The following is a 23,669-nucleotide window of genomic DNA, read 5'->3' on the forward strand; positions in this document are numbered from 1 at the left end:
TAGCCCTTTTTTATCTTCTATTCTTAATAATAAGAATGTTCACCACGTTGGTGTTCTGTTACGTCTCTTGCACCTTTTAATTCATTCGGGAAGAGCGAAACTAACTGTTTTTCTACCCCGTCTTTTAGGGTGACATCAACCATTGAACAACCATTACAGCCACCACCGAATTGTAGAACAGCATAACCATCATCAGTAATTTCAATTAACGTGATTTTACCGCCATGGCTAGCTAATTGTGGGTTGATTTGTGTTTGAATCACATACTCTACGCGCTCGATTAAAGGCGCATCATCTGCAACTTTACGCATTTTTGCGTTAGGCGCTTTTAAAGTCAGTTGAGCCCCAAGCTCTTCTGTTACATAATCAATTTCCGCATCTTCTAAAAACGGTAAGCTTATTTCATCTACAAATGCTGAAAAAGTATCGTATTTCATTTCGGTATCAGTCGCTTCAACTGAATTTGGCGGGCAATAGGACACGCCACATTCTGCTCCTGGCGTACCCGGATTCACGACAAAAATACGAATATTTGTACCTTCTTCTTGCGTATCTAAAAGTTTCCGAAAATGTGCTTGTGCAGCATCTGAAATAAAAATTTGTTCCATAAATAAAGTCCTAATATTTGATATAATATGTTAAGAATAATACTCCGATATGGCAATTTTTTCTACATTTATTCCTATTTTTATAGATATAGATGAATCCTATCTTTAACAGAATTTAAGCTCTCGCTAAACCCCATACCTGAATTTCTTTTACACCTAATTTTCGAAGCTGTTTGGCTATCTCTGCCAACGTTGAGCCGGTTGTAATCACATCATCCACCAAAGCAACGCGTTCATAAGGAAAAGGCTTTTTGGTATTCACTGCAAAAGCATTTTTAAGATTGTGTCGTCGATCTTTCGCCGTTAAACCTCGCTGAGTATGAGTATGTTTAATCCGTTTCACCACATGATTACAGTTAGGCACATCACACCAACGACTTAACCAATTAGCCAATAAATCAGCCTGATTATAGCCCCGTTGCCACTGTCGAAAATGATATAGCGGTACGGGGATAATCGCCTGTGGCAGAGAGAGTCCATGTGTTCGTCTCGCCTCTCGCACCGCAAGATAAAGCAAACGCGATAAACTCCGATCTAACCAAAACTGTTTTTGGAATTTAAAACGATGAATAAGTGAAGAAAGCGGTTCAAGGTAATGTCCAATTATCACAATACGATCCCAAGCGGGTTCATTTCTCAAACAATGACCACAGCCCATTGCATAATGCTGCAAGGGTGAACCACATCGCCCACAATAAGGGAAAGTTTTAATTTGCTTCTGACATCGACTGCACAATCCATTTCGACCAATATGAATAGCTCGCTTGCAATGCACACAACTAAATTGAAAAAAATGAGAAAACATGAGAAAAATTGACCACACTTTATTTTTTCGCTTTTTCAACTTGCTTAAAATGCTTTTCTTTTTTGGCCATTTCCATTCTTTCACCTTGTTTCAAAATATGAGGAGTCACAAAAATTACGAGTTCTCGTTTTTGATGTCGTTCACTTTCCTTACTAAATAAGCGCTTAATACCTGGAATATCGCCCAATAATGGTACTTTATCGACACCTTTCGTGATCGTATCGTGAAATACACCGCCCAATACAATCGTTTCCCCATCTTTGGCAAACACTTGCGTATTAATTTCTTGTTTATCAATAGATACGACTTCATTCTGCCCATAAGCCACGCGATTTCCTGGCGAGTTTTGACTGACTAATAAATCCAATAAGATATTATTATCCTTCGAAATATGCGGTGTGACTTCCAACCCCAACACAGCTTCACGAAACTCCACTGACTGCGTGTCATTTTTACCATTCGTCACCACATAAGGAATTTCTGTCCCTTGTTTGATGCTTGCGCTTTTTTTGTTGGTCGTGAGTAATCGAGGACTCGCTATAATTTCTACGTTATTTTCACGTTCAAGTGCGGTCAATTCTAGGTCTAATAATCGACCATTAATTTTGGCTACTTGAAGTGCTAATGAGCCAGCTGGCGTGACCGTTGTCGCAAAATTTACATTTAAATTATTACTGATATTGCTAAACCCATTCGCATCTAAACTGCCACTCACTCGATGGGCTGCCTCAGTAGGATTAAAAATGCCCCAACGCACACCTAATTCTTTTAGGCTTTCATCGGTAATCGTCACAATACGTGCTTCAATGACAATTTGCTCAATAGGTTTATCCAGCTCTGCAATTAATTTTTTGATATTTTTAAGTGAACGTGCATCATCCTGAATCAGTAATACATTGCTTCGATCATCAAATGTAATTGTGCCGCTAGGTGAAAGCAAAGAACCGCTCCCTGTGGTTAAAGATTTCATCACATCAGAAGCCTTAGCAAAATGCAGTTTAACCGTTGTACTCACAAGTGGTGTTTCACTAGGCAAACTTTCTCCGCTAATCGCCATAGGTTCTGTTATTTTCTCTGAATATTGTTCATGTTGAGAAGGCTTACCTAAATAATAAATATCATTTTCTTGATAAAAAGAGAGCCCTTTGATTTTTGCGACAGAACGCAATAAACGATCAAAATCTACGTTATCTAATTGTAATGAAAGTGTTCCTTCTAACTCATCATCAATCATTAAATTGGCATTTTGCTCAAGGGCAAGTTGTTGGAGTGTCTCTACTATGGGAGCTTGTTTTAAGCGAAGTGAAAATACGCGATTTTCTGCCACTGAATAAGTTGTCCATAGGATCAGAAAACACATTAAAAACTGACCAAACTTTGTTTTTATTTTCTGCTTTACCATTTTAAAATCCCATTATGATTGAGGTCGTTTGTTCACATTGCCCTGTTTTATAACCTTGGAAAGCCACACTGTTTTTACTTACTTTTTCGATTAAATAGCCTTCCTTTCCAATCCGCTGCCCCACTTGAGCAGAAAGAATATGCCCATCATCATTAAAGAATACTTCTGCCTGTTTACCGTATTGCACGACACCCACAATATGTAGTTGAGCCAATGGGCGTTCCTCCGCCAGTCTCGGCTCCGAATATACGCAAGTCGACACCGGCGGTAGGGTGAGCCCCTCTTTTGGATATTCGGTTTGTTCTCTTTGTTTACGATCAAAAGGATCTTGCGAAAATACGGATACAGAAAAAGTCGCTATCAAGATTAAAAAGAGCTTTTTCATTACTTGTCCTTATTCAATTGGAAAATTAACTCACATGTAATAGAAGCATTTTCCTCTTCATCTAATTTCTCAATGTTTAATTGAGTTAACGAAAGTTTAGGAATGTCCCTTAAAAGTGCGGTCAAAAATTGCTGTAAATCGGCAAAATAGCCTTGTAATGACAAATGTAACAAAGTATGTTGAGAAAAATCCCAACGTAAATCCAACGCTCGAAGTCGCCCATTTAACAATGCCTGAACATGCTGATTGATCGGCAACACAGAATTAGCCAATTCTGGAGAAAGTTGTCGGCTGTCTGACTTTTGCCTTAAAGTTTGTAAAATCTTTTCCTGTTTCTCCCACTCTTGTTGTTGCAAACTCAATTCTGCGTCAAGTCGATGTCGTTCATTGCTATTTTCAACGTAACGAAAAACAGGTAAAAAAATGACCGCACTTAGTGCACTCAACCAAAAGATAGCATGCACCATTTGAGATAATCGAAGCCATTTCCCCAACCAACCTTGTGCAGTTTTTTGAACAATCTCATCGATAAGATTCTTCATTGCTCAGACTCCAATAACTGAATATCAAATTGAAAGAATAACTGTTGTTGCACTGGTTGAAACTTGGTCAAATTAACCTCTGTAAAATGATGTTTAAGAAATTGATGTATCGCTTCAAATTCTTGTTGATTTTCCGTCATGCCAGAAAGGGCAACTTGCTTAGCATTGAGCGTAAATACATCTAACTCACCTTGTTGTAATGGTAACTCACTTAATAAGTTAAGCATCCGATACACATATTCTGTATCCATTTCTGTCAGCTCATTCATTTCTTTCAGGTTACTTTGTAGTTGCTGAACTTGAATATGTTTCTTATGGACTTGATTGGTGATTTGTGCGAGTTTTTCTTTTGTCTGATTTAGCACATACACTTGTTGTTCATTAAGATGACTCAAGCCAAAGACAATCAACACTGAGCAAGCTAGCCAAATTAAACCTTGCCACATAAAGCGCTTAAAAGCCTTTTGATGTTGTTCTAAGCGCCAAGGCAATAAATTAAGGCTTAACATCATCACTCTCCCGATTAATTGGAGGCAAAAGTGCGGGTGTTTTTGAGGATAAATCCACTAGCTTTAAATCGGTTTGCCACAGTGCATTACCTAAAGCGATGAAAGGTAAATCTGTTTCGATGCGTTGCCAATCCTGAGGCAGTGATTCTATCGTGCGTGAATTCAATATATCTGGCGTTTGATACACATAAACCTGTTCTATCGTTTCGGGAAAGCGTTGGATAAATTGTTGATAAAGCTCAGATAAATCACTTTGAGATTGCAAAACTTGTCGTTGTTGTAAGCGTTCACAAACAGCGAGACAACCTTGTTGATCTTGATATAAAAATAAAGTGTTAATCGGCTCTTGCCCTAAAATGACATAAAATGCGCGTAAAATACTGTGATTCAGTAAATCAAGTGCGGTCAATTTTAGCGGCAAATATTTTGCTAATTCCGCTTTAGCGCTTTCTTGTCGAATCGCCGTGATATCCAAACGAAAACCTTGTTTTAATGGCGTGGTCAGATAATCAAACCATAATTCATCCAACGGAATCGGTAATTCTTTTTGCAAAATGAAACGACATTGTTGTTCACATTCCTGGACATTGAGAGTTTGCGGTAAAATAAGCGTTTTAGACCAAGTTAAATGGGGTGAAATGGCTCCGATAAAACAACATTGGCTAGTTTTTTGTGGTAAATGAGGTAATAAATGGGAAAAAATGTCTTTTTGCTGTCCATTTAAGCAAATAGATTGAACTTTGTGGAATGCATCTAGCCAAACGAAATAGAGGTTATCTTGTTGTTTACTCACACCAATTTGTTGTTTTCGCTGCTTTCTATGGGCAATTTCCATATTCTTTCCTATTCTTTAGGGGATTAATCTTTTATACTTAGCAGCCAAAATCATAATTTTAATTTTTTGAATATTCATTAAACCAGAGAGAATTTTACGATGCGGATCGCAAAATTAATATTAAGTACCCTATTTACGATATGTATACTGGGGTTAGTCGCCGGTGGTGTACTGTATTTTCACTTAAAATCCTCCTTACCATCGGTAGAAAGCCTAAAAACCGTCGAGTTACAACAACCGATGCAAATTTATACGGCTGATGGCAAATTGATCGGTGAAGTCGGTGAACAACGCCGTATTCCAGTGAAATTAGAAAATGTGCCTCAGCGTCTGCAAGATGCTTTCTTAGCGACGGAAGATAGCCGTTTTTATGACCATCACGGTTTAGACCCTGTCGGTATTGCTCGTGCGATTTTTGTTGCTGTCAACAATGGTGGTGCATCTCAAGGGGCAAGTACCATTACACAACAGCTTGCACGTAACTTCTTCTTAACCCCAGAGAAAACCATCATTCGTAAAGCTCGCGAAGCAGTATTAGCCATTGAAATTGAAAATGCCTTAAGCAAACAAGAAATTTTAGAACTTTATTTGAATAAAATTTTCTTAGGGTATCGCTCTTATGGCGTTGCAGCAGCTGCTCAAACCTACTTTGGTAAAAACTTAGATGAATTAACACTTTCTGAAATGGCGATCATTGCAGGCTTACCAAAAGCACCTTCAACAATGAACCCATTGTATTCACCAAAACGTGCGGAAGAACGCCGTAATGTGGTATTAGGTCGTATGTTGGATGAAAACAAAATCACCAAAGCAGAATATGATGCAGCCATCAAAGAGCCAATCGTAGCGAGTTATCACGGTGCAAAATTTGAATTCCGTGCAGACTATGTGACTGAAATGGTTCGTCAAGAAATGGTAAAACGTTTTGGTGAGGAAGATGCTTACACCAAAGGTTATAAAGTCTTCACAACTGTACTGTCAAAAGATCAAGCAGAAGCACAAAAAGCCGTACGTAATAACCTGATCGATTATGATATGCGTCATGGCTGGCGTGGTGGCGCGCCTCTATGGAAAAAAGGTGAAGCCGTATGGGACAACGAGCGTATTGTCGCTTTCTTGAAAAAATTGCCTGATTCAGAACCTTTTATTCCAGCGGCGGTAACCGCATTGGGTAAAAATGATGCAGAATTACTTTTAGCTAATAATGAAACGATGACGCTGTCTTCAAACGCAATGCGTTGGGCAGGTAAATCCCCTGTTAAAGTGGGCGAACAGATTTGGATTCGTAAACGTGATAATGGTGAGTGGGTGTTAGGCCAAATTCCGGCAGCTAACTCTGCATTAGTTTCATTAAACTCTGATAATGGTGCTATTGAGGCCATGGTGGGTGGTTTTAGCTACGAACAAAGTAAATTTAACCGAGCAACCCAATCTTTAGTGCAAGTCGGTTCTTCGATTAAACCATTTATCTATGCAGCGGCATTAGAGAAAGGTTTAACGCTTTCAAGCGTATTGCAAGACAGTCCTATCTCCATTCAAAAACCAGGACAACCTTTGTGGCAACCGAAAAACTCACCTGATCGTTATGACGGTCCAATGCGTTTACGTGTGGGTTTAGGTCAATCTAAAAACATGATTGCCATCCGAGCTCTACAAACCGCAGGTGTTGGCTTTACGGCTGACTTCTTACAACGTTTTGGATTCAAACGTGACCAATATTTTGCCAGCGAAGCGCTTGCATTAGGTGCGGCATCCTTCACTCCATTGGAAATGGCGCGTGCTTACGCGGTATTTGATAATGGTGGTTTCTTAATTGATCCTTACCTTATCGAAAAAATTCAAGATAATACCGGTAAAGATTTATTTATTGCGAACCCAAAAATTGCTTGTATTACCTGTAACGACATTCCTGTGATTTATGGTGAAACCAAAGATAAAATTGATGGTTTTAAAGATGTCGCAGAAGTGGCTAACCCTGACAATCTAAAATCTGCTAAAGGTAATAGCAACACCGATACAGATGAAGGTGAGGGTGAGCAGCAACCTGAGAATATACCAGACTTGCCAGAGCTTCAAACATCAGCATTAAATGACGGTTCTGTTGATTTAATGGCTGATGCGAAAGACGGCGTGGCGAAACAAGAATATGCGCCTCGTGTGATTAGCGGCGAATTAGCCTTCTTAATTCGTAGTGCATTAAATACGGCGATTTATGGTGAACAAGGTCTCGGTTGGAAAGGTACCAGCTGGCGTATCGCGCAAAGTATTAAGCGTAGTGATATAGGCGGTAAAACCGGTACAACCAATAGCGCGAAAGTTGCTTGGTATGCAGGCTTTGGTGCTAACTTAGTGACCACGACCTATATCGGTTTTGATGATAACAAGCGTGTATTAGGTAGAGGTGAAGCAGGTGCGAAAACCGCTATGCCAGCCTGGGTCGCTTATATGAAAGCGGCACTTTCTGATGTACCAGAACGTCAACTTGAGCTTCCACCAAATATCATAGAGAAAACCATTGACAGTAACTCTGGTTTACTTTCTGAAGGTGGTGGCCGTAAAGAATACTTTATCGTTGGTACCGAGCCTAAACGTACTTACATTGCGGAAATGAAAGAGCGTGGTTATTATGTTCCACCTGAGTTACAACAACGCTTGAATGGCGGAACAGGTAAAATCAAAGACGCAATTCCAGCAACGCAACCAGAAGAATTATTCTAACCCTGATTTAAATACTAAAAGTGCGGTTAATTTTGACCGCACTTTTTTACGTCAAAAGGACAAACCATGTTAAGTTATCGTCACAGCTTCCATGCTGGCAACCACGCCGATGTGCTTAAGCACATTGTACTAATGCTGATTCTAGAAAATCTTTCACTAAAAGAAAAAGGTTTCTACTATCTCGACACCCATTCTGGTGTGGGTCGTTATCGTTTAAGTTCTACCGAATCAGAAAAAACCAGCGAATACAAAGAGGGAATTGGGAGACTTTGGGAAAGAACAGATTTACCCGAAGAAGTTGCTCGCTACGTGGCTCTCATTAAAAAACTCAATTATGGCGGTAAAGAATTACGCTATTATGCGGGCTCACCAATGATTGCTGCACAATTATTGCGTTCGCAAGATCGTGCATTACTGACAGAATTACATCCGAGCGATTTTCCATTATTACGCAATAATTTCAAAGAATTTAAAAATATCACCACAAAATCAGAAAATGGTTTCCAACAACTTAAAGCGACACTTCCACCAAAAGAACGTCGTGGCTTAGTGCTTATTGATCCGCCTTATGAATTAAAAGAAGATTATGATCTCGTAGTAAAAGCGATCGAAGAGGGTTATAAACGCTTTGCGACAGGTACTTATGCGATTTGGTATCCAGTAGTTCTACGCCAACAAACAAAACGCATTTTTAAAGGATTAGAAGCAACTGGAATTCGTAAAATTTTGAAAATTGAATTGGCTGTTCGCCCTGATAGCGATCAACGTGGTATGACCGCAAGTGGAATGGTGGTGATTAATCCACCTTGGCAATTAGAACAGCAAATGAAATCTATTTTGCCTTATTTGACCCAAACGCTCGTCCCTGAAGGTACGGGAAGTTGGACAGTGGAATGGATTGTGCCTGAATAATCCATTCCAAAACCTCGGTCAAAATGACCGCACTTTTAAATTTTAATTTTATTGGAATACAACACTAAACAAAGTGCAATAACCATAATTAAAATCGCGCCTGCGAATAAGATGGTATCAACTGAGCTCTCATGATTCACAATAATCAGGCGCAACATGGCCGTAATCCCCGCGTAAATAAAATAGCGCAAAGGAAAGTGATAGCCACTTTTAAAATATTGCACGATAAGGCCAATAAAACCGAAGTATAAGAAAAACATCACGGCTTGTTCAGCGACTTCATAAGGCACGACGCTTGATGTATTGAATACCATAATTGCTAAAGTGTACGTGATTTTAGCTAAAGCAATAATCAACACTAAAGCCAAAGCAATAAGTGAAAAACTTAATACTACTTTTAATACACCGGTAATCACTCGCGGCAGTTTTTCGAGTTCTTGAGATTCTTCCATAAAGTTCCTTTTTTGTTTTTAAATGACGAAAGTCGCGTATTTTAAAGGAATGTGATTTCGTGGTAAATAACTAAATTTAATCAAACAAAAAAGGCAGAGTTCTCTGCCTTTTCTTTTTTTATATTACCGAATAATTACTCATCCAAGAAACTTCTTAATGTTTCCGAACGGCTTGGATGACGTAATTTACGCAATGCCTTAGCTTCAATCTGACGAATACGCTCACGGGTTACATCAAATTGTTTACCCACTTCTTCAAGTGTATGGTCGGTATTCATATCAATACCAAAACGCATACGTAATACTTTTGCTTCACGAGGAGTTAAACCTTCTAACACTTCATGAGTTGCTACTTTTAAGCTTTGTGCGGTTGCTGAATCCAATGGCAATTCAAGGGTTGAATCCTCAATGAAGTCACCTAAATGTGAATCATCGTCATCACCGATTGGGGTTTCCATAGAAATAGGTTCTTTCGCAATTTTAAGCACTTTACGAATTTTATCTTCTGGCATACCCATGCGCTCAGCAAGCTCTTCCGGTGTGGCTTCACGTCCCATTTCTTGTAACATTTGACGAGAAATACGATTTAATTTGTTAATCGTTTCAATCATATGAACAGGAATACGGATTGTGCGCGCTTGGTCCGCAATCGAACGAGTAATGGCCTGACGAATCCACCAGGTTGCATAAGTAGAGAATTTATAACCACGACGGTATTCAAATTTATCTACCGCTTTCATCAAACCAATATTCCCTTCTTGAATTAAATCCAAGAATTGTAAACCTCGGTTGGTATATTTTTTCGCAATAGAGATCACCAAACGTAAGTTCGCTTCAACCATTTCTTTTTTCGCACGGCGTGCTTTTTGCTCACCACGAGATACCGCATCACAAATCTCACGCATTTGTTGGATGGTAAGATTGGTATTTTGCTCAATATTCGCTAAGTTATCTAAAGATAAACGGATGCGCTCTTCATATTTTGGTAAACGTTTTGCCCAAGCTTTCGTTGATTTTAATGCTTTTGCTACCCATGCATCACTGCTGCCATTAGCAATAATCAGTGCCTCAAATTCATCTTTTGGCATACCCGCAATATCAACTAATACTTTTTGTAGTTGACGCTCTTCTGAACGTACACGTTTCATCATATTCTTCATTGATAAAACAAGTACATCAAATTGTTTAGGCACTAAACGGAATTGTTTGAAGATATCTGCTAATTGAGTAATTTGCTCTTTTGCACGTTTACCACTACGTCCATGTTTTACAATAGTTGCTAATGTTTTAGTATGTTGTTCTCTTAATGCTGTAAATCTTTCTCGCGCTACTTCAGGATCGATGCTGTTATCTGAATCGCTGTCATCTGAACTTGAGCTGCTATCGCTTTCATCTTCTTCATCGCTCTCATCATCAATGTCTGCCGAAGATTCAGCACTTTCATCTTCATCCGCAAAATTTTCATCAATGTTTGCGGTATCCTCTTCAGAAACATTTGGATCCACAAAGCCTGTGATTAAATCAGCTAAACGATAATTACCTGCTTCAACTTGATCATAATTATTTAATAGCTCTGTTAACGCTTCTGGGTATGCTGCAATGGCGGTTTGAACTTCATCAATCCCTTCTTCAATACGTTTTGCAATGCTGATTTCATCTTCACGGGTAAGAAGATCAACGGTACCCATTTCACGCATATACATACGCACAGGATCGGTTGTACGACCGATTTCAGATTCCACATTGGATAAAATCTGCGTTGCTTCTTCCACTGCATCTTCATCCGGAATCGTGTCATTCAACATCATTTCGTCACTTTCCGGTGCTTCATCAAGAACTGGAATACCCGCATCATGCTGTAAAGTCTGCAACAACTTATCGTAATATTCCGGATCGATCACATCTTCCGGAAGTAAGTCATTAATCTCCGCATAGGTTAAATAACCTTGCGTACGACCCAATTCCATAAGCTGTTCAATTTGTTCTGAATATTGCTCTGCGGTAGATTGTTGATTTTGTTCCATTTTTATTCCCGTTTTGCGTTATTTTTGGAAGATAAAAGCCCTTGTTTTGAACAGGAGATTTTACCATTGTTATGACGGATTAACTAACTGTTTTTTCTGCTCTTCTTTTCCCTTGAGCAAATTCACTAAAATTGCTCGTTCTTGATCAGTTAAGCCTTCCGCTCTTTCTTTAGCGATAAGCATTTCAATGTCACGTTCAATTGCTTGAATATTCAATCGACGATAGTTTTGAGAGAATGCATTAATGATTTCGAAGTCATCTAATAGATGATCCCAAGAAGCTAATATTTCAAGGGGCTTACTGAATTCTGTATCGCGAAAATATTCTAAGATTTGCCCTGTTGTAATGCCTTCTCGTTCACGGCAAAGTGCGGTCAATTTTTCGAGTAATTCGTAACCTGCCTCATGCTTTAAGGCTTGTAAACCCACATCCGAAATGCGATTCACTAATTGTGAATTCTGTAATAACAGCGAAATCACCACACGCATTGGCGTTTTCTTAATTGTTTTTTGTGGCGTTTTAGGTTTGGGTTCAGCTTTGTCTATTTGATTTGGAATTAAGCTTTCAAGCTGTGATTGATCAAAGATCCCAAGCTTTTGCGTCAACATATTGCGTAATGACAAGCGCAACATATCACCAGGAATTTGACGAATTAAAGGCGCCGCGAGTGCTACTAATTTACCTCGCCCTTCTTGCGTTGAAAAATCCACCTGTGGACTTAAATGCGCGAATAAGAATTCCGTGAGAGACTGAGCTTGCTCAATATATTCTTCAAACTTTTCTTGACCATATTGACGAATATAAGTATCCGGATCTTCTCCATCCGGCAGGAAAATAAACTTAATTTGTCGTCCATCTTCCAGATAAGGTAAAGCGTTTTCAAGTGCGCGCCACGCGGCATCACGCCCTGCTCTATCGCCATCGTAGCAGCAAATGACTTGCTCTGTTGAACGGAACAATAATTGAATTTGCTCCGAGGTCGTTGATGTACCTAGGGAAGCCACAGCATAATTTACACCAAATTGCGCTAATGCCACCACGTCCATGTAACCTTCAACTACTAATAATTTTTCTGGCTCATCATTGATTTGTAAGGCTTCATACAAACCATAAAGTTCATTACCTTTATGGTATGTAATAGTTTCAGGTGAGTTTAAATATTTGGGCTTTTCATCTGTTAAAACACGTCCCCCAAAAGCGACCGTACGACCACGTTTATCTCGAATCGGAAACATAATGCGATTACGGAATTTATCGTACACATTGCCACGATCATTGCGAGAAAGCATACCTAAATCAAACAGCTTTTTCTGTTCTTCTCGATTTTTACCGAATTGACGCAACACCGTATCCATCGCATTGGGCACATAACCGATTTGAAAACGAGCAATAATTTCTGGCGATAAACCACGTTGCTGAAGATAGCTTTGAGCAGGAATATTTAGCGGGAGTTGAGCTTGATAAAACGACGCAATCTCTTTCATTAAATCGTATAAATTACGTTTTGTTTGATAGCTCACATCCGGTTTATTGCCGAATTGATTTGGGCGTTTTTCATAAGGCACTTCAAGCCCTGCCGAAGCAGCAAGTTCTTCAACGGCTTCAACAAATTCTAATTTATCGTAATCCATTAAAAATGAAATGGCATTGCCTTTCGCACCGCAGCCAAAGCAATAATAAAATTGTTTTTTTTCACTTACCGTAAAAGATGGTGTTTTTTCGTGATGAAACGGACAACAAGCTTGATAATCTCGTCCCGCTTTTTTGAGTTTCACGCGTGCATTAATCACATCGACGATATTCGATTTTGTGAGCAGATCATCAATAAATTGGCGTGGAATAGAGCCTTTCATTGCCTTGCCTCCCTGAATACGATGCGAAAGTGCGGTTGATTTTGCATGATTTTTTTCGATGAGTTTAAAGCAACAAAACCGTGATACCCAAAAGGTTTCACGGTTTGTCTTAACTCGAGTTAGAAAATACTACAAATTAGTATAAACGGGTATTGCGCGCGTTTTCGCGAGCATTACGTTTAGCGTGACGTTTAGCAAGCGTTGCTTTTTCACGTTTACGGATTGTAGTTGGTTTTTCATAGAATTCACGAGCGCGAACTTCTGCTAAAATACCAGCTTTTTCGCAAGAGCGTTTGAAACGACGTAAAGCTACGTCAAATGATTCGTTTTCACGTACTTTAATTACAGGCATAAGCCAATCACCTCAATGAGTTTAATTTAATTGCAATTTTAAATTTTTATTACTGCCGAATGAACGGCAAATTCAATAAAGGACGTAATTCTAATCGATCTTCCCTGCAAAAGCAAAGGAAAGATCGCCTATTTGCTGAAAATTTGGCGTTTGAACTAGTTTAAGTGGGCTAAACAAGGTAAAATCTTTGCCAATTTTTTTAATAAAATGAGAAGAAAATGCGTATTTTAGGGATCGAAACCTCCTGTGATGAAACAGGTGTCGCAATTTATGATGAAGACAAAGGCTTAATTGCCAATCAGCTCTACACGCAAATAGCCTTGCATGCGGATTACGGCGGTGTGGTGCCAGAACTGGCTTCCCGCGATCACATTCGCAAAACCGCACCATTAATTAAAGCAGCATTAGAAGAAGCCAATTTAACCGCTGATCAAATTGATGGTATCGCCTATACAAGTGGCCCAGGTTTAGTGGGCGCATTATTAGTGGGTGCAACGATCGCACGTTCACTGGCTTATGCCTGGAATGTGCCCGCTATTGGCGTACACCACATGGAAGGCCACCTACTTGCGCCAATGCTTGATGAAAATCGACCTAACTTTCCATTCATTGCCCTCTTAGTTTCAGGTGGACATACGCAATTAGTGCGCGTTGATGGTGTAGGTAAATATGGAGTTATTGGTGAATCCATTGATGATGCGGCAGGTGAAGCCTTTGATAAAACTGCGAAATTATTAGGGTTAGATTACCCTGGCGGTGCAGCACTTTCACGTTTAGCCGAAAAAGGATCGCCGGATCGTTTTGTATTTCCACGTCCAATGACAGATCGACCAGGCCTTGATTTTAGCTTTTCAGGTTTAAAAACCTCAGCGGCTAACACCATTAATCAAGCGATCAAACAAGAAGGTGAATTAACCGAACAAACCAAAGCTGATATTGCGTTTGCCTTCCAAGATTCTGTCGTGGATACCCTCGCAATTAAATGTAAACGCGCCTTAAAAGAAACCGGTTATAAGCGTTTGGTCATTGCTGGCGGCGTAAGCGCGAACAAAAAATTACGTGAAACCCTTGGCACTATGATGAAAAATCTTGGTGGTGAAGTGTTTTATCCTCAACCTCAATTTTGTACCGATAATGGTGCCATGATTGCCTATACGGGCTTTTTACGCTTAAAACAAGGTCAGCATAGCGATCTCGCCATTGATGTTAAACCTCGTTGGGCAATGACTGAACTCCCTGCAATTTAAGGAAAAAATATGGAAAATATGATTAAAGTGAGAGCTATGCGTGCAGCCGGTATCGCTTGTTTTTTAGTGCTCGCGATTATTGGCGCATGGATTTTTACCACACCAAGTGGTGATATCGTTAGCGCGCTTTCAGCTGCTGGAAAAATGGTTGGTGGTGGCGCAACTTACGGTACCTTTATGCTAGCAGCCTGTCCACCTGTTGCAGGATTTATTGCCTATTATTTCTGGAAATGGGTGATTAAATAATGGCAAAACTCTATTTTTACTACTCTACGATGAATGCGGGCAAATCAACCACGTTGTTGCAGTCTTCCTATAACTACCGTGAACGCAATATGAACACCATGGTTTATACGGCAGCCATTGATGACCGCTTTGGAGCAGGCAAAATCACTTCACGTATTGGTATTCATGAAGATGCGAATTTATTTACATCAACGAGTGACCTTTTTGCCGAAGTGAGCCAACATTTACAAGAAGAAAAAATTCATTGTGTTTTAGTTGACGAAGCCCAGTTTTTAACGAAACAACAAGTGTATCAATTAAGTGATGTCGTAGATAAACTGAAAATTCCTGTGCTTTGTTATGGCTTGCGTACCGACTTCCAAGCTGAACTTTTTGAAGGCAGTAAGTATTTACTTGCTTGGGCAGATCAACTAGAAGAATTAAAAACAATCTGTTATTGTGGACGCAAAGCCAATTTCGTTTTACGTTTAAATGAACAAGGTGAAGTCATTAAGGAAGGGGAACAAATCCAAATTGGTGGAAACGACTCTTACCTTTCGGTTTGCCGCTATCATTACAAAGAAAAATGCGGTCAGCTTTAACCTCGTTTTTCAATTTTATACTCGGAGGACAATTTTATGCTAAAAAACAAAACATTCGGCAGTGCCTTAATCATTGCTGGCACGACCATCGGAGCGGGGATGCTCGCGATGCCATTAACCTCTGCCGGAATTGGTTTTGGTTACACTGTTTTATTATTAGTCGGCTTATGGGCGCTGTTAGTTTATAGCGGTTTACTTTTTGTTGAAGTCTATCAAACAGCTGATCGCCTGAATGATGGCGTAGCGACTCTCGCTGAAAAATACTTTGGTATCACTGGACGTGTCTTAGCGACTTTTAGCTTGCTCATTTTACTTTACGCCCTTTCTGCGGCCTACATCACCGGAGGCGGTTCATTATTATCTGGTTTACCAACGGCTTTTGGCTTTGAAAGTCTCTCCTCCGAACTTTCAATCATTTTATTTACCGTCGTACTCGGTGCCTTTGTGGTTGTAGGTACAAGAGGCGTTGATGGTGCCACCCGTATTCTGTTCATCGGTAAATTAATTGCCTTTGCTTTTGTGTTGTTCATGATGTTACCAAAAGTATCTGTCGATAACCTGATGGCCTTACCTTTAAATTATGCTTTCGTGATCTCTGCGGCACCAATTTTCTTTACCTCTTTTGGCTTCCACATCATCATGGGTAGCGTAAATAGCTATTTAGATGGTAGTGTCACTCAATTCCGTAAAGCGATTTTAATTGGTACAGCCATTCCACTGATCGCTTATTTTATATGGCAATTAGCGACTCACGGTGTATTAAGCCAAAATGAGTTCGTACAATTGCTCCAAGCAGATCCAACCCTTAACGGCTTAGTCAATGCAACACGTAAAATCACGAACTCCCACATTATGGGTGAAATCGTACGTGTGTTCTCTGCACTTGCATTAATTACTTCTTTCCTAGGTGTGATGCTAGGGGTATTTGAAGGTTTAGGCGATTTATTTAAACGTTACAAATTGCCACACAACCGTTTAACACTGACTGTTGCAGCATTTACTCCACCACTTGCATTCGCCTTGTATTATCCTGAAGGTTTTATTGCCGCATTAAGCTATGCGGGTTTACTCTGTGCATTCTATTGCTTAATTTTACCTATTGGACTAGCATGGAAAACACGTCAAGCGAATCCAAATCTGCCTTATCGTGTAATCGGTGGAAACGTAACCTTAGTGATAGCCTTAGTAATTGGCGTAATCATTATGATCGTACCATTCTTAATTCAAGCAGGTTATTTACCTGCAGTAGCGGGTTAAAGTGCGGTCAATTTTGAGCGTGTTTTTGAGATAAAAAATGGGGCGTAATTTTTACGCCCCATTTTGTTTTCTAACCGTTTAATTATGGCTGAATTTCCGCAAGGAACTCTTCTTCCGTTAAAACAGCCACGCCTAATTCTTGCGCTTTTGTCAGTTTAGAACCCGCCGCATCTCCTGCAATCACGAAATCTGTTTTCGCTGAAACCGAGCCACTCACTTTCGCCCCCATGTCTTGTAATAAGGCTTTAGCTTCATTACGTCCCATTTGAGTTAAGGTTCCGGTTAACACAACCGTTTTGCCTTTAAAGCGGTTTTCTGTGACCTCTTTGGTTTCCACGGTTTCCCAATGTACGCCTTGAGCGATTAATTCATTCACTACCGCGACATTATGTGCTTCATGCCAAAACGCCAAAATACGATTTGCCACTACTTCGCCCACATCAGCTACTTGCTGTAAAGCCTCTAAATCTGCATTTTGCAATGCTTCGAGGGTTTTGAAATGATTGGCTAAATTCAATGCCGTTGCTTCACCCACTTCACGAATCCCTAAAGCAAAAATAAAACGTGCTAACGTCGTATTTTTCGCTTTTTCAAGGCTGGCTAAGGCATTTTCAGCAGATTTTGCGCCCATTCTTTCCAAACGAGTCAGAGTGGTTAAATCTAACTTGAATAAATCGGCTGGCGTATGAATTAATTCACGATCCACCAACTGCTCAATTAATTTACCCCCTACGCCATCAATATCCATTGCCTTACGAGAAACGAAATGTTTAAGCGCTTCTTTACGCTGTGCTGCACAGAATAAGCCTCCAGTACAACGTGCAACGGCTTCGCCTTCAATACGAACAATGGCCGAATCACACACAGGACAAGTTTTAGGGAAAATGATCGGTCTCGCATCTGCTGGGCGACGGTCGTGTAATACGCCGATAATTTGTGGGATCACATCCCCCGCACGGCGAATCACGACCGTATCGCCAATCGCAATATCCAAGCGTTCAATTTCATCGCCGTTATGTAATGTGGCATTACTTACCGTGACACCAGCCACAAATACCGGTTCTAATTTAGCAACAGGTGTAATCGCACCCGTTCTGCCCACTTGGAATTCCACATCATTTAGGCGAGTTAATTCTTCTTGTGCAGGGAATTTATAAGCAATCGCCCAACGTGGCGCTTTGGAAATAAAACCTAATTTCTCTTGTAACGCAATATCATTGATTTTCAGCACAGTACCATCAATATCGTAGCCAAGAGCACTACGTTTATTTTGAATATCACGATAAAAATCCAACACTTCATCTGTGCCGTTACATAAACGGATTTCTGGGTTTACCGGAATCCCAATAGACTTCAACCATTGCAAACGATCATAATGCGTATTCGGCAAATCAACCCCTTCAGCAATACCAATACCATAAGCATTCAATACCAATGGACGCTTACTCGTAATTTTTGGATCAAGCTGGCGCAACGAACCTGCGGCTGCATTACGTGGATTAGCAAAGGTTTTCTCGCCTTTTTCTAAAGCCTGTTGATTTAAACGCTCAAAGCCTTCATGTGGCATAAACACTTCGCCACGCACTTCTAAACGTGCTGGCGGATTATCCATTAAAAGCTGCAAGGGAATATTTCGAATCGTGCGGATATTCGCGGTAATATCTTCCCCTGTCGCCCCATCACCACGGGTTGCAGCTTGAGTCAGTACGCCATTTACATACAAAATACTTACCGCTAAACCATCTAATTTAGGTTCACAACAGAAAGTGAGCGGTTCAGGCAAACGAATAAGACGATCTTCAATACGTTTTACGAATGCATAAAATTCCTCGTCTGAAAAGGCATTATCCAAAGACAGCATTGGAATTTCATGACGAATTTGTGCAAAACCAGAAAGCGGTTTGGCGCCCACACGTTGAGTAGGGGAATCTGCTATAATGAGTTCAGGATGTTCAGCCTCTAAGGCTTTAAGTTGATGAAATAAACGGTCATATTCCGCATCAGGAATGCTTGGGTTATCCAACACGTGATATTCATATTCATAACGACGAAGATCCTGACGTAATGTATCAATTTGTTGCTGAAGGCTCATAATGTTCTCTAACGGTTTACTCATTGAATTAAAATGGGCGAACCATCGGCTCGCCCAAAGTGCGGTTAGTTTTTCGTGCGTTTTATGCGATGCGAGATAAGTAATCTTTCTCAGCCATATCATCAAAAATTTCTTGCTGATCAGTCAATACCACACCACCTAAATCTTCCGCGATGGTTTTTGCTGCGCGAATCATCATACGTAAGTTAGCCAAATTATTACCTGGTGATGGCAACTGCATAAAGAGCACCACGCCCATAGTTGAAAACTCAGCCATATTGTAATAATCAAATGTACCTGGTTGTTCAATGTTTGCCACACTAAATAACACAGGGCTTGCCACACTTAAATCAAAGTGGCGGTGATACATTTGACGCTCGCCAAAAATGAATCCCAAGTTTTCTAACGATTGAGATAATTGTGGACCATAAAATTCACGATTTTGATTCGAAATCACATAAAGTTGAACAAAACCCGTGGTTTGTTTTGGTTTTTCCACTTCTACCGGTTCGTGATAGTTAAAATGCACGTTCTCATGAGCAGGTTCTTGAGTTGGATTTAATGACATCTCGGCTAACTGCTCACGCAATTCAGGCGAAGAAGAATTCACACCGTCAAAATCATTGCTTTGTGCTTCTAATTCTTCGATTGTCATTTCTGCCACACGTAGTTTCGGTTGTACATTCGTTTCAGGATAAACCACAGGTTCAGGCTGTGGCGCAGGAGCAGGTTGCGCCGTATTCATCTCATAAACTGGCTGATTTGGTAGAGAGATTTTAATATCATCCACGCTTTTTTCTATTTGACGCGCATCAACTTGAGCATGTTGCTCATCAAAATTAAATTGTTGTTGGCTTGCAGCCTGAGGTGTCACTTTAGGTTGAACATTTTGTTGTACAGGCTGTGCCGCTTGAGCACGATGTGTTAAACGAATATCCGCATTAGGATCATCGGCTTGCGAAAAAGGATTGACCTCACCACTTTTAGAAGTGCGGTTAAATGTATTTGCACTTTTAAAATATTTTGATTTCTCACGACGATTTGACCATAATCCGTGTACTACTAAGGCAATTAAAGCAATCACCCCTAAAATGATCAAAATGGTATTTAAGTCCATGCTTGTTGCTCCTTAACGCAATGATTTCTGCTGATCCTATCACATTTCGACAGGTGAAAAAATAGAAAAGCAAACAAGATATTAAAAGGGATGAGATGGAATTTTTCTCAAAAAATATTGTCTTTCTGTGACATTTTGTATTTTTTACTTTTCAATTTAAAGGAACAATGATGATCGATCAAAATGAAATAAAATCTGCTTTCAATCATTTCGTGATGAGTTGGCATTTCATTACGCAAAAAGGCCTACGCCGTTTTGTGATTATGCCAATTTTACTTAACATCGTTCTGCTTACAGGCTTATTCTGGCTATTTGTCTCACAAATCTCCACGATGATTGATTGGGTGATGAGCTTTATTCCAGATTGGCTAAGCTTTTTAAGTGTGATTTTGCTTGTGCTGTCTATTGGCTCAATTCTCTTATTTTTCTATTTTGCCTTTACGACCCTTTCAGGCTTTATAGCCGCGCCGTTTAATGGATTATTGGCAGAAAAAGTCGAAAAAATGCTGACTGGTGAAGCAGTTAATGATGATGGTTTTGCCGAAATTATGAAAGATGTGCCACGTATGCTAAATCGTGAATGGCAAAAATTGTGGTACAGCTTACCAAAATTTGTGGGCTTATTCTTATTGAGTTTTATCCCAGTTATTGGACAAACCATTATTCCAGTACTAACATTCCTATTTACCTGTTGGATGATGGCGATTCAGTACTGTGACTACCCGTTTGATAACCATAAAATTTCTTTTGGCATTATGAAAAATGCGTTAGGCGAAAGACGTTCTCAAAGCCTGACATTTGGAGCATTAATTACCCTTTGTACGGCATTGCCAATTGTGAATTTACTGATTATTCCTGTGGCAGTCTGCGGTGCAACCGTGATGTGGGTAGAAAATTATCGCTCACAATTAAAATTTGATATGAATTTTGACCGCACTTCAGGTTCAACACAAATTGTGACTCGTTCTACGAGTACGGAAATTAAGCCTTCGGGAAACAGCATCGTGAATAAATAGCATTTAGTTATAAAATATAGCTATTAACTATTTTTTTTATATAAAAACCGGTGTTATAACTACTGCATCAACTCATTCCAAAATATAAAAGGACAGTAAAATGACAATTTATGCAGATAACTCATACTCAATCGGTAATACTCCATTAGTTCGTTTAAAACATTTCGGACACAATGGTAACGTTGTTGTAAAAATTGAAGGCCGTAACCCAAGCTTCAGCGTGAAATGCCGTATTGGTGCCAATATGATTTGGCAAGCAGAAAAAGACGGCATTTTAACAGCGGGTAAAGAAATTGTAGATGCAACCAGCGGTAACACTGGTATTGCTTTGGCTTATGTAGCTGCTGCGCGCGGTTACAAAATCACCTTAACCATGCCTGAAACCATGAGTCTTGAACGTAAACGTTTATTACGTGGTTTAGGGGTAAATCTTGTGCTCACTGAAGGCTCAAAGGGGATGAAAGGTGCGATTGCCAAAGCTGAAGAAATCGTGGCATCTAACCCAAATCATTATGTGATGCTAAAACAATTTGAAAATCCGGCTAACCCAGACATTCACCGTCAAACTACCGGTGAAGAAATCTGGAAAGATACTGAAGGTAAAGTTGATGTCGTAGTTGCCGGCGTGGGTACTGGTGGTACAATTACCGGTATTTCTCGTGCGATCAAATTAGATCACGGTAAAAAAATTACCTCTGTGGCGGTTGAACCAACAGAATCACCTGTTATTAGCCAAACCCTTGCAGGTCAAGAAGTGAAACCGGGTCCACACAAAATTCAAGGTATCGGTGCGGGCTTCATTCCAAAAAACTTAGATTTATCATTAATTGATCGCGTGGAAACTGTAGATAGCGATACGGCAATTGCTACCGCTCGTCGCTTAATGGCTGAAGAAGGTATTCTTGCGGGTATTTCTTCAGGTGCTGCAGTGGCAGCGGCTGACCGCTTGGCAAAACTACCAGAATTCCAAGATAAATTAATTGTTGCGATCTTACCTTCTGCATCAGAACGTTATTTAAGTACGGCGTTATTTGAAGGTATTGAAGCTTAATCTATTGATTGAATTCATTTAATCTGAGGTCTGTTTTTACAGACCTTTTTTTGTTTATTAATTAAACAAATTTTATTTGATATAACTAAAGGAAATAATTCATAAATAAATAATACTTTTCTTTTCTTTTTCGCTTCTTATAATTCATTTCACTTTCGTTATTTATCTACAAAAGGAATACTTATGAAAAAATCATTTTTTAGCACCGCACTTTTAGCGGCAGGATTAGCCCTTTCTACTTTTGCCAACGCAGGTGAAATTGCTGATCGCGTTGAACAAACTAAAACTTTATTAGTCGGTACTGAGGGAACTTATGCCCCATTCACTTTCCATGACAAAGATGGCAAATTAACCGGTTTTGATGTGGAAATTATCGAAAAAGTCGCACAAAAATTAGGTTGGAAAGTCGAATTCAAAGAAACCGCTTGGGACGGTATGTATGCAGGTTTGAATGCAAAACGTTTTGATGTTATTGCGAACCAAACCAATCCAAGCCCAGAACGTTTAAAAAAATATGATTACAGTGCACCTTATAACTACTCTGCTGGTGTAATCGTGACTAAAGCTGATAACGATAGCATTAAATCATTCCCTGATTTAAAAGGTAAAAAATCTGCACAATCTGCAACCAGTAACTGGAGCAAAGACGCACGTGATAATGGTGCAATTATCGTAACCGTTGATAGCTTGGCACAAAACCTTGAGGCGGTAAAACAAGGTCGTGTTGATGCAACAGTAAACGATAAGCTTGCAGTATTAGATTACTTCAAAAAACAACCTAACTCAGGCTTAAAAATTGCTGTAGAAAGTGATAAAAAAATCCCGACCGGTTTTGCTTTCTTGAAAGGTGAAGAACCTCTTATTGCAAAAGTAAACCAAGCACTTGAAGAACTACGCAAAGACGGAACGTTAAAACAAATTTCAATCAAATGGTTTGGCGATGACATTACTCAATAATTGGTTAGCCAGCCTTCCATTTATGACCACAGAACGAGCTGATTATGTAATCAGCTCGTTTTGGCCTATGATGGAAGGGGCAATTTTATATACGATCCCCCTTGCGGTTATTTCCTTCTTTTGCGGTTTATTCATTGCGGTTATCGTGGCTGTGATTTGCACATTGCCACATCCCAATTTAATGACCAAAATACTGCAGGGCATTTGTCGCACTTATATTTCAATTATTCGTGGTACGCCAATGTTGGTGCAGATCTTCATTATCTTCTACGGTTTACCTGAAGTTGGTATCAAGCTAGAACCTTTTCCAACCGCAATTATTGCGTTCTCCATTAACATTGGTGCTTATGCGGCAGAAACGGTAAGGGCCTCCATTCTTGCGATTCCTAAAGGTCAATGGGAAGCCTCTTATGCGATAGGCATGAATTACACACAAGCTTTCTTGCGTACTATTATGCCGCAAGCTTTACGTATTTCAGTCCCTTCGCTATCAAACACTTTCATTAGCACAGTGAAAGATACATCCCTTGCTTCACTCGTTTGGATTGCAGAATTATTCCGTGTAGCACAAAACATCACAGCCGAAAACTACGAATTTATTTTAATTTATAGTGAAGCGGCTCTCATTTATTGGGTATTCTGTTTTGTGCTGTCGATAGGGCAAACCCGCTTAGAAAAACGCCTTTCTCGCCATTTATAAGGACTGG

Annotated in this window: 22 protein-coding genes and 2 pseudogenes; 11 read left to right on the forward strand and 13 right to left on the reverse strand. The window is 39.8% G+C overall.

The window, feature by feature from the left end; all coding sequences use genetic code 11:
- Nucleotides 1–23 precede the first annotated feature (23 nt).
- The 7 genes from nfuA to DPV97_RS08245 all read right to left on the reverse strand — a co-directional run bounded on the left by nfuA (nucleotide 24) and on the right by DPV97_RS08245 (nucleotide 5,086).
- On the reverse strand, nucleotides 24–608 hold the full coding sequence (gene nfuA, locus DPV97_RS08215; protein WP_005694707.1) for a Fe-S biogenesis protein NfuA: 585 nt from the start codon (nucleotides 606–608) through the stop codon (nucleotides 24–26).
- A 115-nt stretch (nucleotides 609–723) separates the two neighbouring features.
- Nucleotides 724–1,413, reverse strand: a complete 690-nt coding sequence (locus tag DPV97_RS08220; protein ID WP_065242967.1) for a ComF family protein — start codon at nucleotides 1,411–1,413, stop codon at nucleotides 724–726.
- A gap of 19 nt (nucleotides 1,414–1,432) precedes the next feature.
- Nucleotides 1,433–2,815, reverse strand: a complete 1,383-nt coding sequence (locus tag DPV97_RS08225; protein ID WP_081279055.1) for a type IV pilus secretin PilQ — start codon at nucleotides 2,813–2,815, stop codon at nucleotides 1,433–1,435.
- Between the two features lies 1 nt (nucleotide 2,816).
- Nucleotides 2,817–3,200, reverse strand: coding sequence for a pilus assembly protein PilP (locus DPV97_RS08230; RefSeq protein WP_005697438.1), 384 nt, complete (start codon nucleotides 3,198–3,200; stop codon nucleotides 2,817–2,819).
- Nucleotides 3,200–3,742: a hypothetical protein gene (locus DPV97_RS08235; protein ID WP_005694712.1), complete on the reverse strand. Its 543-nt coding sequence runs from the start codon at nucleotides 3,740–3,742 to the stop codon at nucleotides 3,200–3,202. The genes DPV97_RS08230 and DPV97_RS08235 overlap by 1 nt, the downstream gene beginning before the upstream one ends.
- Nucleotides 3,739–4,254 (reverse strand): PilN family protein, encoded by a 516-nt coding sequence (locus tag DPV97_RS08240; protein WP_005694713.1) that lies wholly within the window; start codon nucleotides 4,252–4,254, stop codon nucleotides 3,739–3,741. The genes DPV97_RS08235 and DPV97_RS08240 overlap by 4 nt, the downstream gene beginning before the upstream one ends.
- Nucleotides 4,238–5,086, reverse strand: a complete 849-nt coding sequence (locus tag DPV97_RS08245; RefSeq protein ID WP_065242935.1) for a pilus assembly protein PilM — start codon at nucleotides 5,084–5,086, stop codon at nucleotides 4,238–4,240. The genes DPV97_RS08240 and DPV97_RS08245 overlap by 17 nt, the downstream gene beginning before the upstream one ends.
- A gap of 99 nt (nucleotides 5,087–5,185) precedes the next feature.
- Here DPV97_RS08245 and DPV97_RS08250 point away from each other — a divergent pair.
- The 3 genes and pseudogenes from DPV97_RS08250 to DPV97_RS08255 form a co-directional block, all read left to right on the forward strand.
- Nucleotides 5,186–7,036 (forward strand): annotated as a pseudogene (locus tag DPV97_RS08250) (penicillin-binding protein 1A); the annotation flags it as partial.
- 78 nt (nucleotides 7,037–7,114) lie between these two features.
- Nucleotides 7,115–7,804, forward strand: a pseudogene (locus DPV97_RS09745) (penicillin-binding protein 1A); the annotation flags it as partial.
- Nucleotides 7,805–7,870: 66 nt separating this feature from the next.
- Nucleotides 7,871–8,716 carry a 23S rRNA (adenine(2030)-N(6))-methyltransferase RlmJ gene (locus tag DPV97_RS08255; RefSeq protein WP_049362462.1) on the forward strand — a complete coding sequence of 282 codons (846 nt, stop codon included), beginning with the start codon at nucleotides 7,871–7,873 and terminating at the stop codon, nucleotides 8,714–8,716.
- Nucleotides 8,717–8,751: 35 nt separating this feature from the next.
- Here DPV97_RS08255 and psiE read toward each other — a convergent pair whose 3' ends face one another.
- From psiE to rpsU, 4 genes are all read right to left on the reverse strand, one after another.
- Nucleotides 8,752–9,168 (reverse strand): phosphate-starvation-inducible protein PsiE, encoded by a 417-nt coding sequence (psiE, locus tag DPV97_RS08260; protein ID WP_014064650.1) that lies wholly within the window; start codon nucleotides 9,166–9,168, stop codon nucleotides 8,752–8,754.
- A gap of 134 nt (nucleotides 9,169–9,302) precedes the next feature.
- On the reverse strand, nucleotides 9,303–11,192 hold the full coding sequence (gene rpoD / locus DPV97_RS08265) for an RNA polymerase sigma factor RpoD (RefSeq protein WP_049381908.1): 1,890 nt from the start codon (nucleotides 11,190–11,192) through the stop codon (nucleotides 9,303–9,305).
- Between the two features lie 69 nt (nucleotides 11,193–11,261).
- Nucleotides 11,262–13,046 carry a DNA primase gene (dnaG, locus tag DPV97_RS08270; RefSeq protein WP_049381907.1) on the reverse strand — a complete coding sequence of 595 codons (1,785 nt, stop codon included), beginning with the start codon at nucleotides 13,044–13,046 and terminating at the stop codon, nucleotides 11,262–11,264.
- Between the two features lie 136 nt (nucleotides 13,047–13,182).
- On the reverse strand, nucleotides 13,183–13,398 hold the full coding sequence (gene rpsU / locus DPV97_RS08275; protein ID WP_005694732.1) for a 30S ribosomal protein S21: 216 nt from the start codon (nucleotides 13,396–13,398) through the stop codon (nucleotides 13,183–13,185).
- 218 nt (nucleotides 13,399–13,616) lie between these two features.
- Here rpsU and tsaD point away from each other — a divergent pair, with 218 nt between their 5' ends.
- From tsaD to DPV97_RS08295, 4 genes are read left to right on the forward strand one after another with little or no spacing between them, the layout of a single operon-like run.
- A complete protein-coding gene (tsaD, locus tag DPV97_RS08280) occupies nucleotides 13,617–14,645 on the forward strand; it encodes a tRNA (adenosine(37)-N6)-threonylcarbamoyltransferase complex transferase subunit TsaD (protein WP_049381906.1) in 1,029 nt (342 codons plus the stop codon).
- A gap of 9 nt (nucleotides 14,646–14,654) precedes the next feature.
- On the forward strand, nucleotides 14,655–14,891 hold the full coding sequence (locus DPV97_RS08285) for a hypothetical protein (protein ID WP_049357145.1): 237 nt from the start codon (nucleotides 14,655–14,657) through the stop codon (nucleotides 14,889–14,891).
- Nucleotides 14,891–15,472, forward strand: a complete 582-nt coding sequence (locus DPV97_RS08290; RefSeq protein ID WP_049381905.1) for a thymidine kinase — start codon at nucleotides 14,891–14,893, stop codon at nucleotides 15,470–15,472. Before DPV97_RS08285 ends, DPV97_RS08290 begins: the two co-directional genes overlap by 1 nt.
- Before the next feature lie 36 nt (nucleotides 15,473–15,508).
- Entirely contained in the window at nucleotides 15,509–16,729 is a 1,221-nt protein-coding gene (locus DPV97_RS08295; RefSeq protein ID WP_005697453.1) for an aromatic amino acid transport family protein, read from the forward strand.
- Nucleotides 16,730–16,811: 82 nt separating this feature from the next.
- Here the strand turns inward: DPV97_RS08295 and ligA are convergent, their stop codons facing one another.
- Both ligA and zipA read right to left on the reverse strand, forming a co-directional pair.
- On the reverse strand, nucleotides 16,812–18,821 hold the full coding sequence (gene ligA, locus DPV97_RS08300) for an NAD-dependent DNA ligase LigA (RefSeq protein ID WP_161796026.1): 2,010 nt from the start codon (nucleotides 18,819–18,821) through the stop codon (nucleotides 16,812–16,814).
- Between the two features lie 82 nt (nucleotides 18,822–18,903).
- Entirely contained in the window at nucleotides 18,904–19,938 is a 1,035-nt protein-coding gene (zipA, locus tag DPV97_RS08305) for a cell division protein ZipA (protein ID WP_070712586.1), read from the reverse strand.
- A 170-nt stretch (nucleotides 19,939–20,108) separates the two neighbouring features.
- Between zipA and cysZ the strand changes: the two genes are divergently transcribed.
- From cysZ to DPV97_RS08325, 4 genes are all read left to right on the forward strand, one after another.
- Nucleotides 20,109–20,954 carry a sulfate transporter CysZ gene (cysZ, locus tag DPV97_RS08310; protein ID WP_070712588.1) on the forward strand — a complete coding sequence of 282 codons (846 nt, stop codon included), beginning with the start codon at nucleotides 20,109–20,111 and terminating at the stop codon, nucleotides 20,952–20,954.
- A 100-nt stretch (nucleotides 20,955–21,054) separates the two neighbouring features.
- Entirely contained in the window at nucleotides 21,055–22,005 is a 951-nt protein-coding gene (gene cysK / locus DPV97_RS08315) for a cysteine synthase A (protein WP_005694743.1), read from the forward strand.
- Between the two features lie 183 nt (nucleotides 22,006–22,188).
- A complete protein-coding gene (locus DPV97_RS08320; protein ID WP_049362446.1) occupies nucleotides 22,189–22,962 on the forward strand; it encodes an amino acid ABC transporter substrate-binding protein in 774 nt (257 codons plus the stop codon).
- Nucleotides 22,946–23,662: an amino acid ABC transporter permease gene (locus tag DPV97_RS08325; RefSeq protein ID WP_070712590.1), complete on the forward strand. Its 717-nt coding sequence runs from the start codon at nucleotides 22,946–22,948 to the stop codon at nucleotides 23,660–23,662. Before DPV97_RS08320 ends, DPV97_RS08325 begins: the two co-directional genes overlap by 17 nt.
- The last annotated feature ends 7 nt before the right edge of the window (nucleotides 23,663–23,669 follow it).

It is taken from the genome of Haemophilus parainfluenzae (assembly GCF_003253005.1).
Lineage (GTDB): Bacteria > Pseudomonadota > Gammaproteobacteria > Enterobacterales > Pasteurellaceae > Haemophilus_D > Haemophilus_D parainfluenzae_M.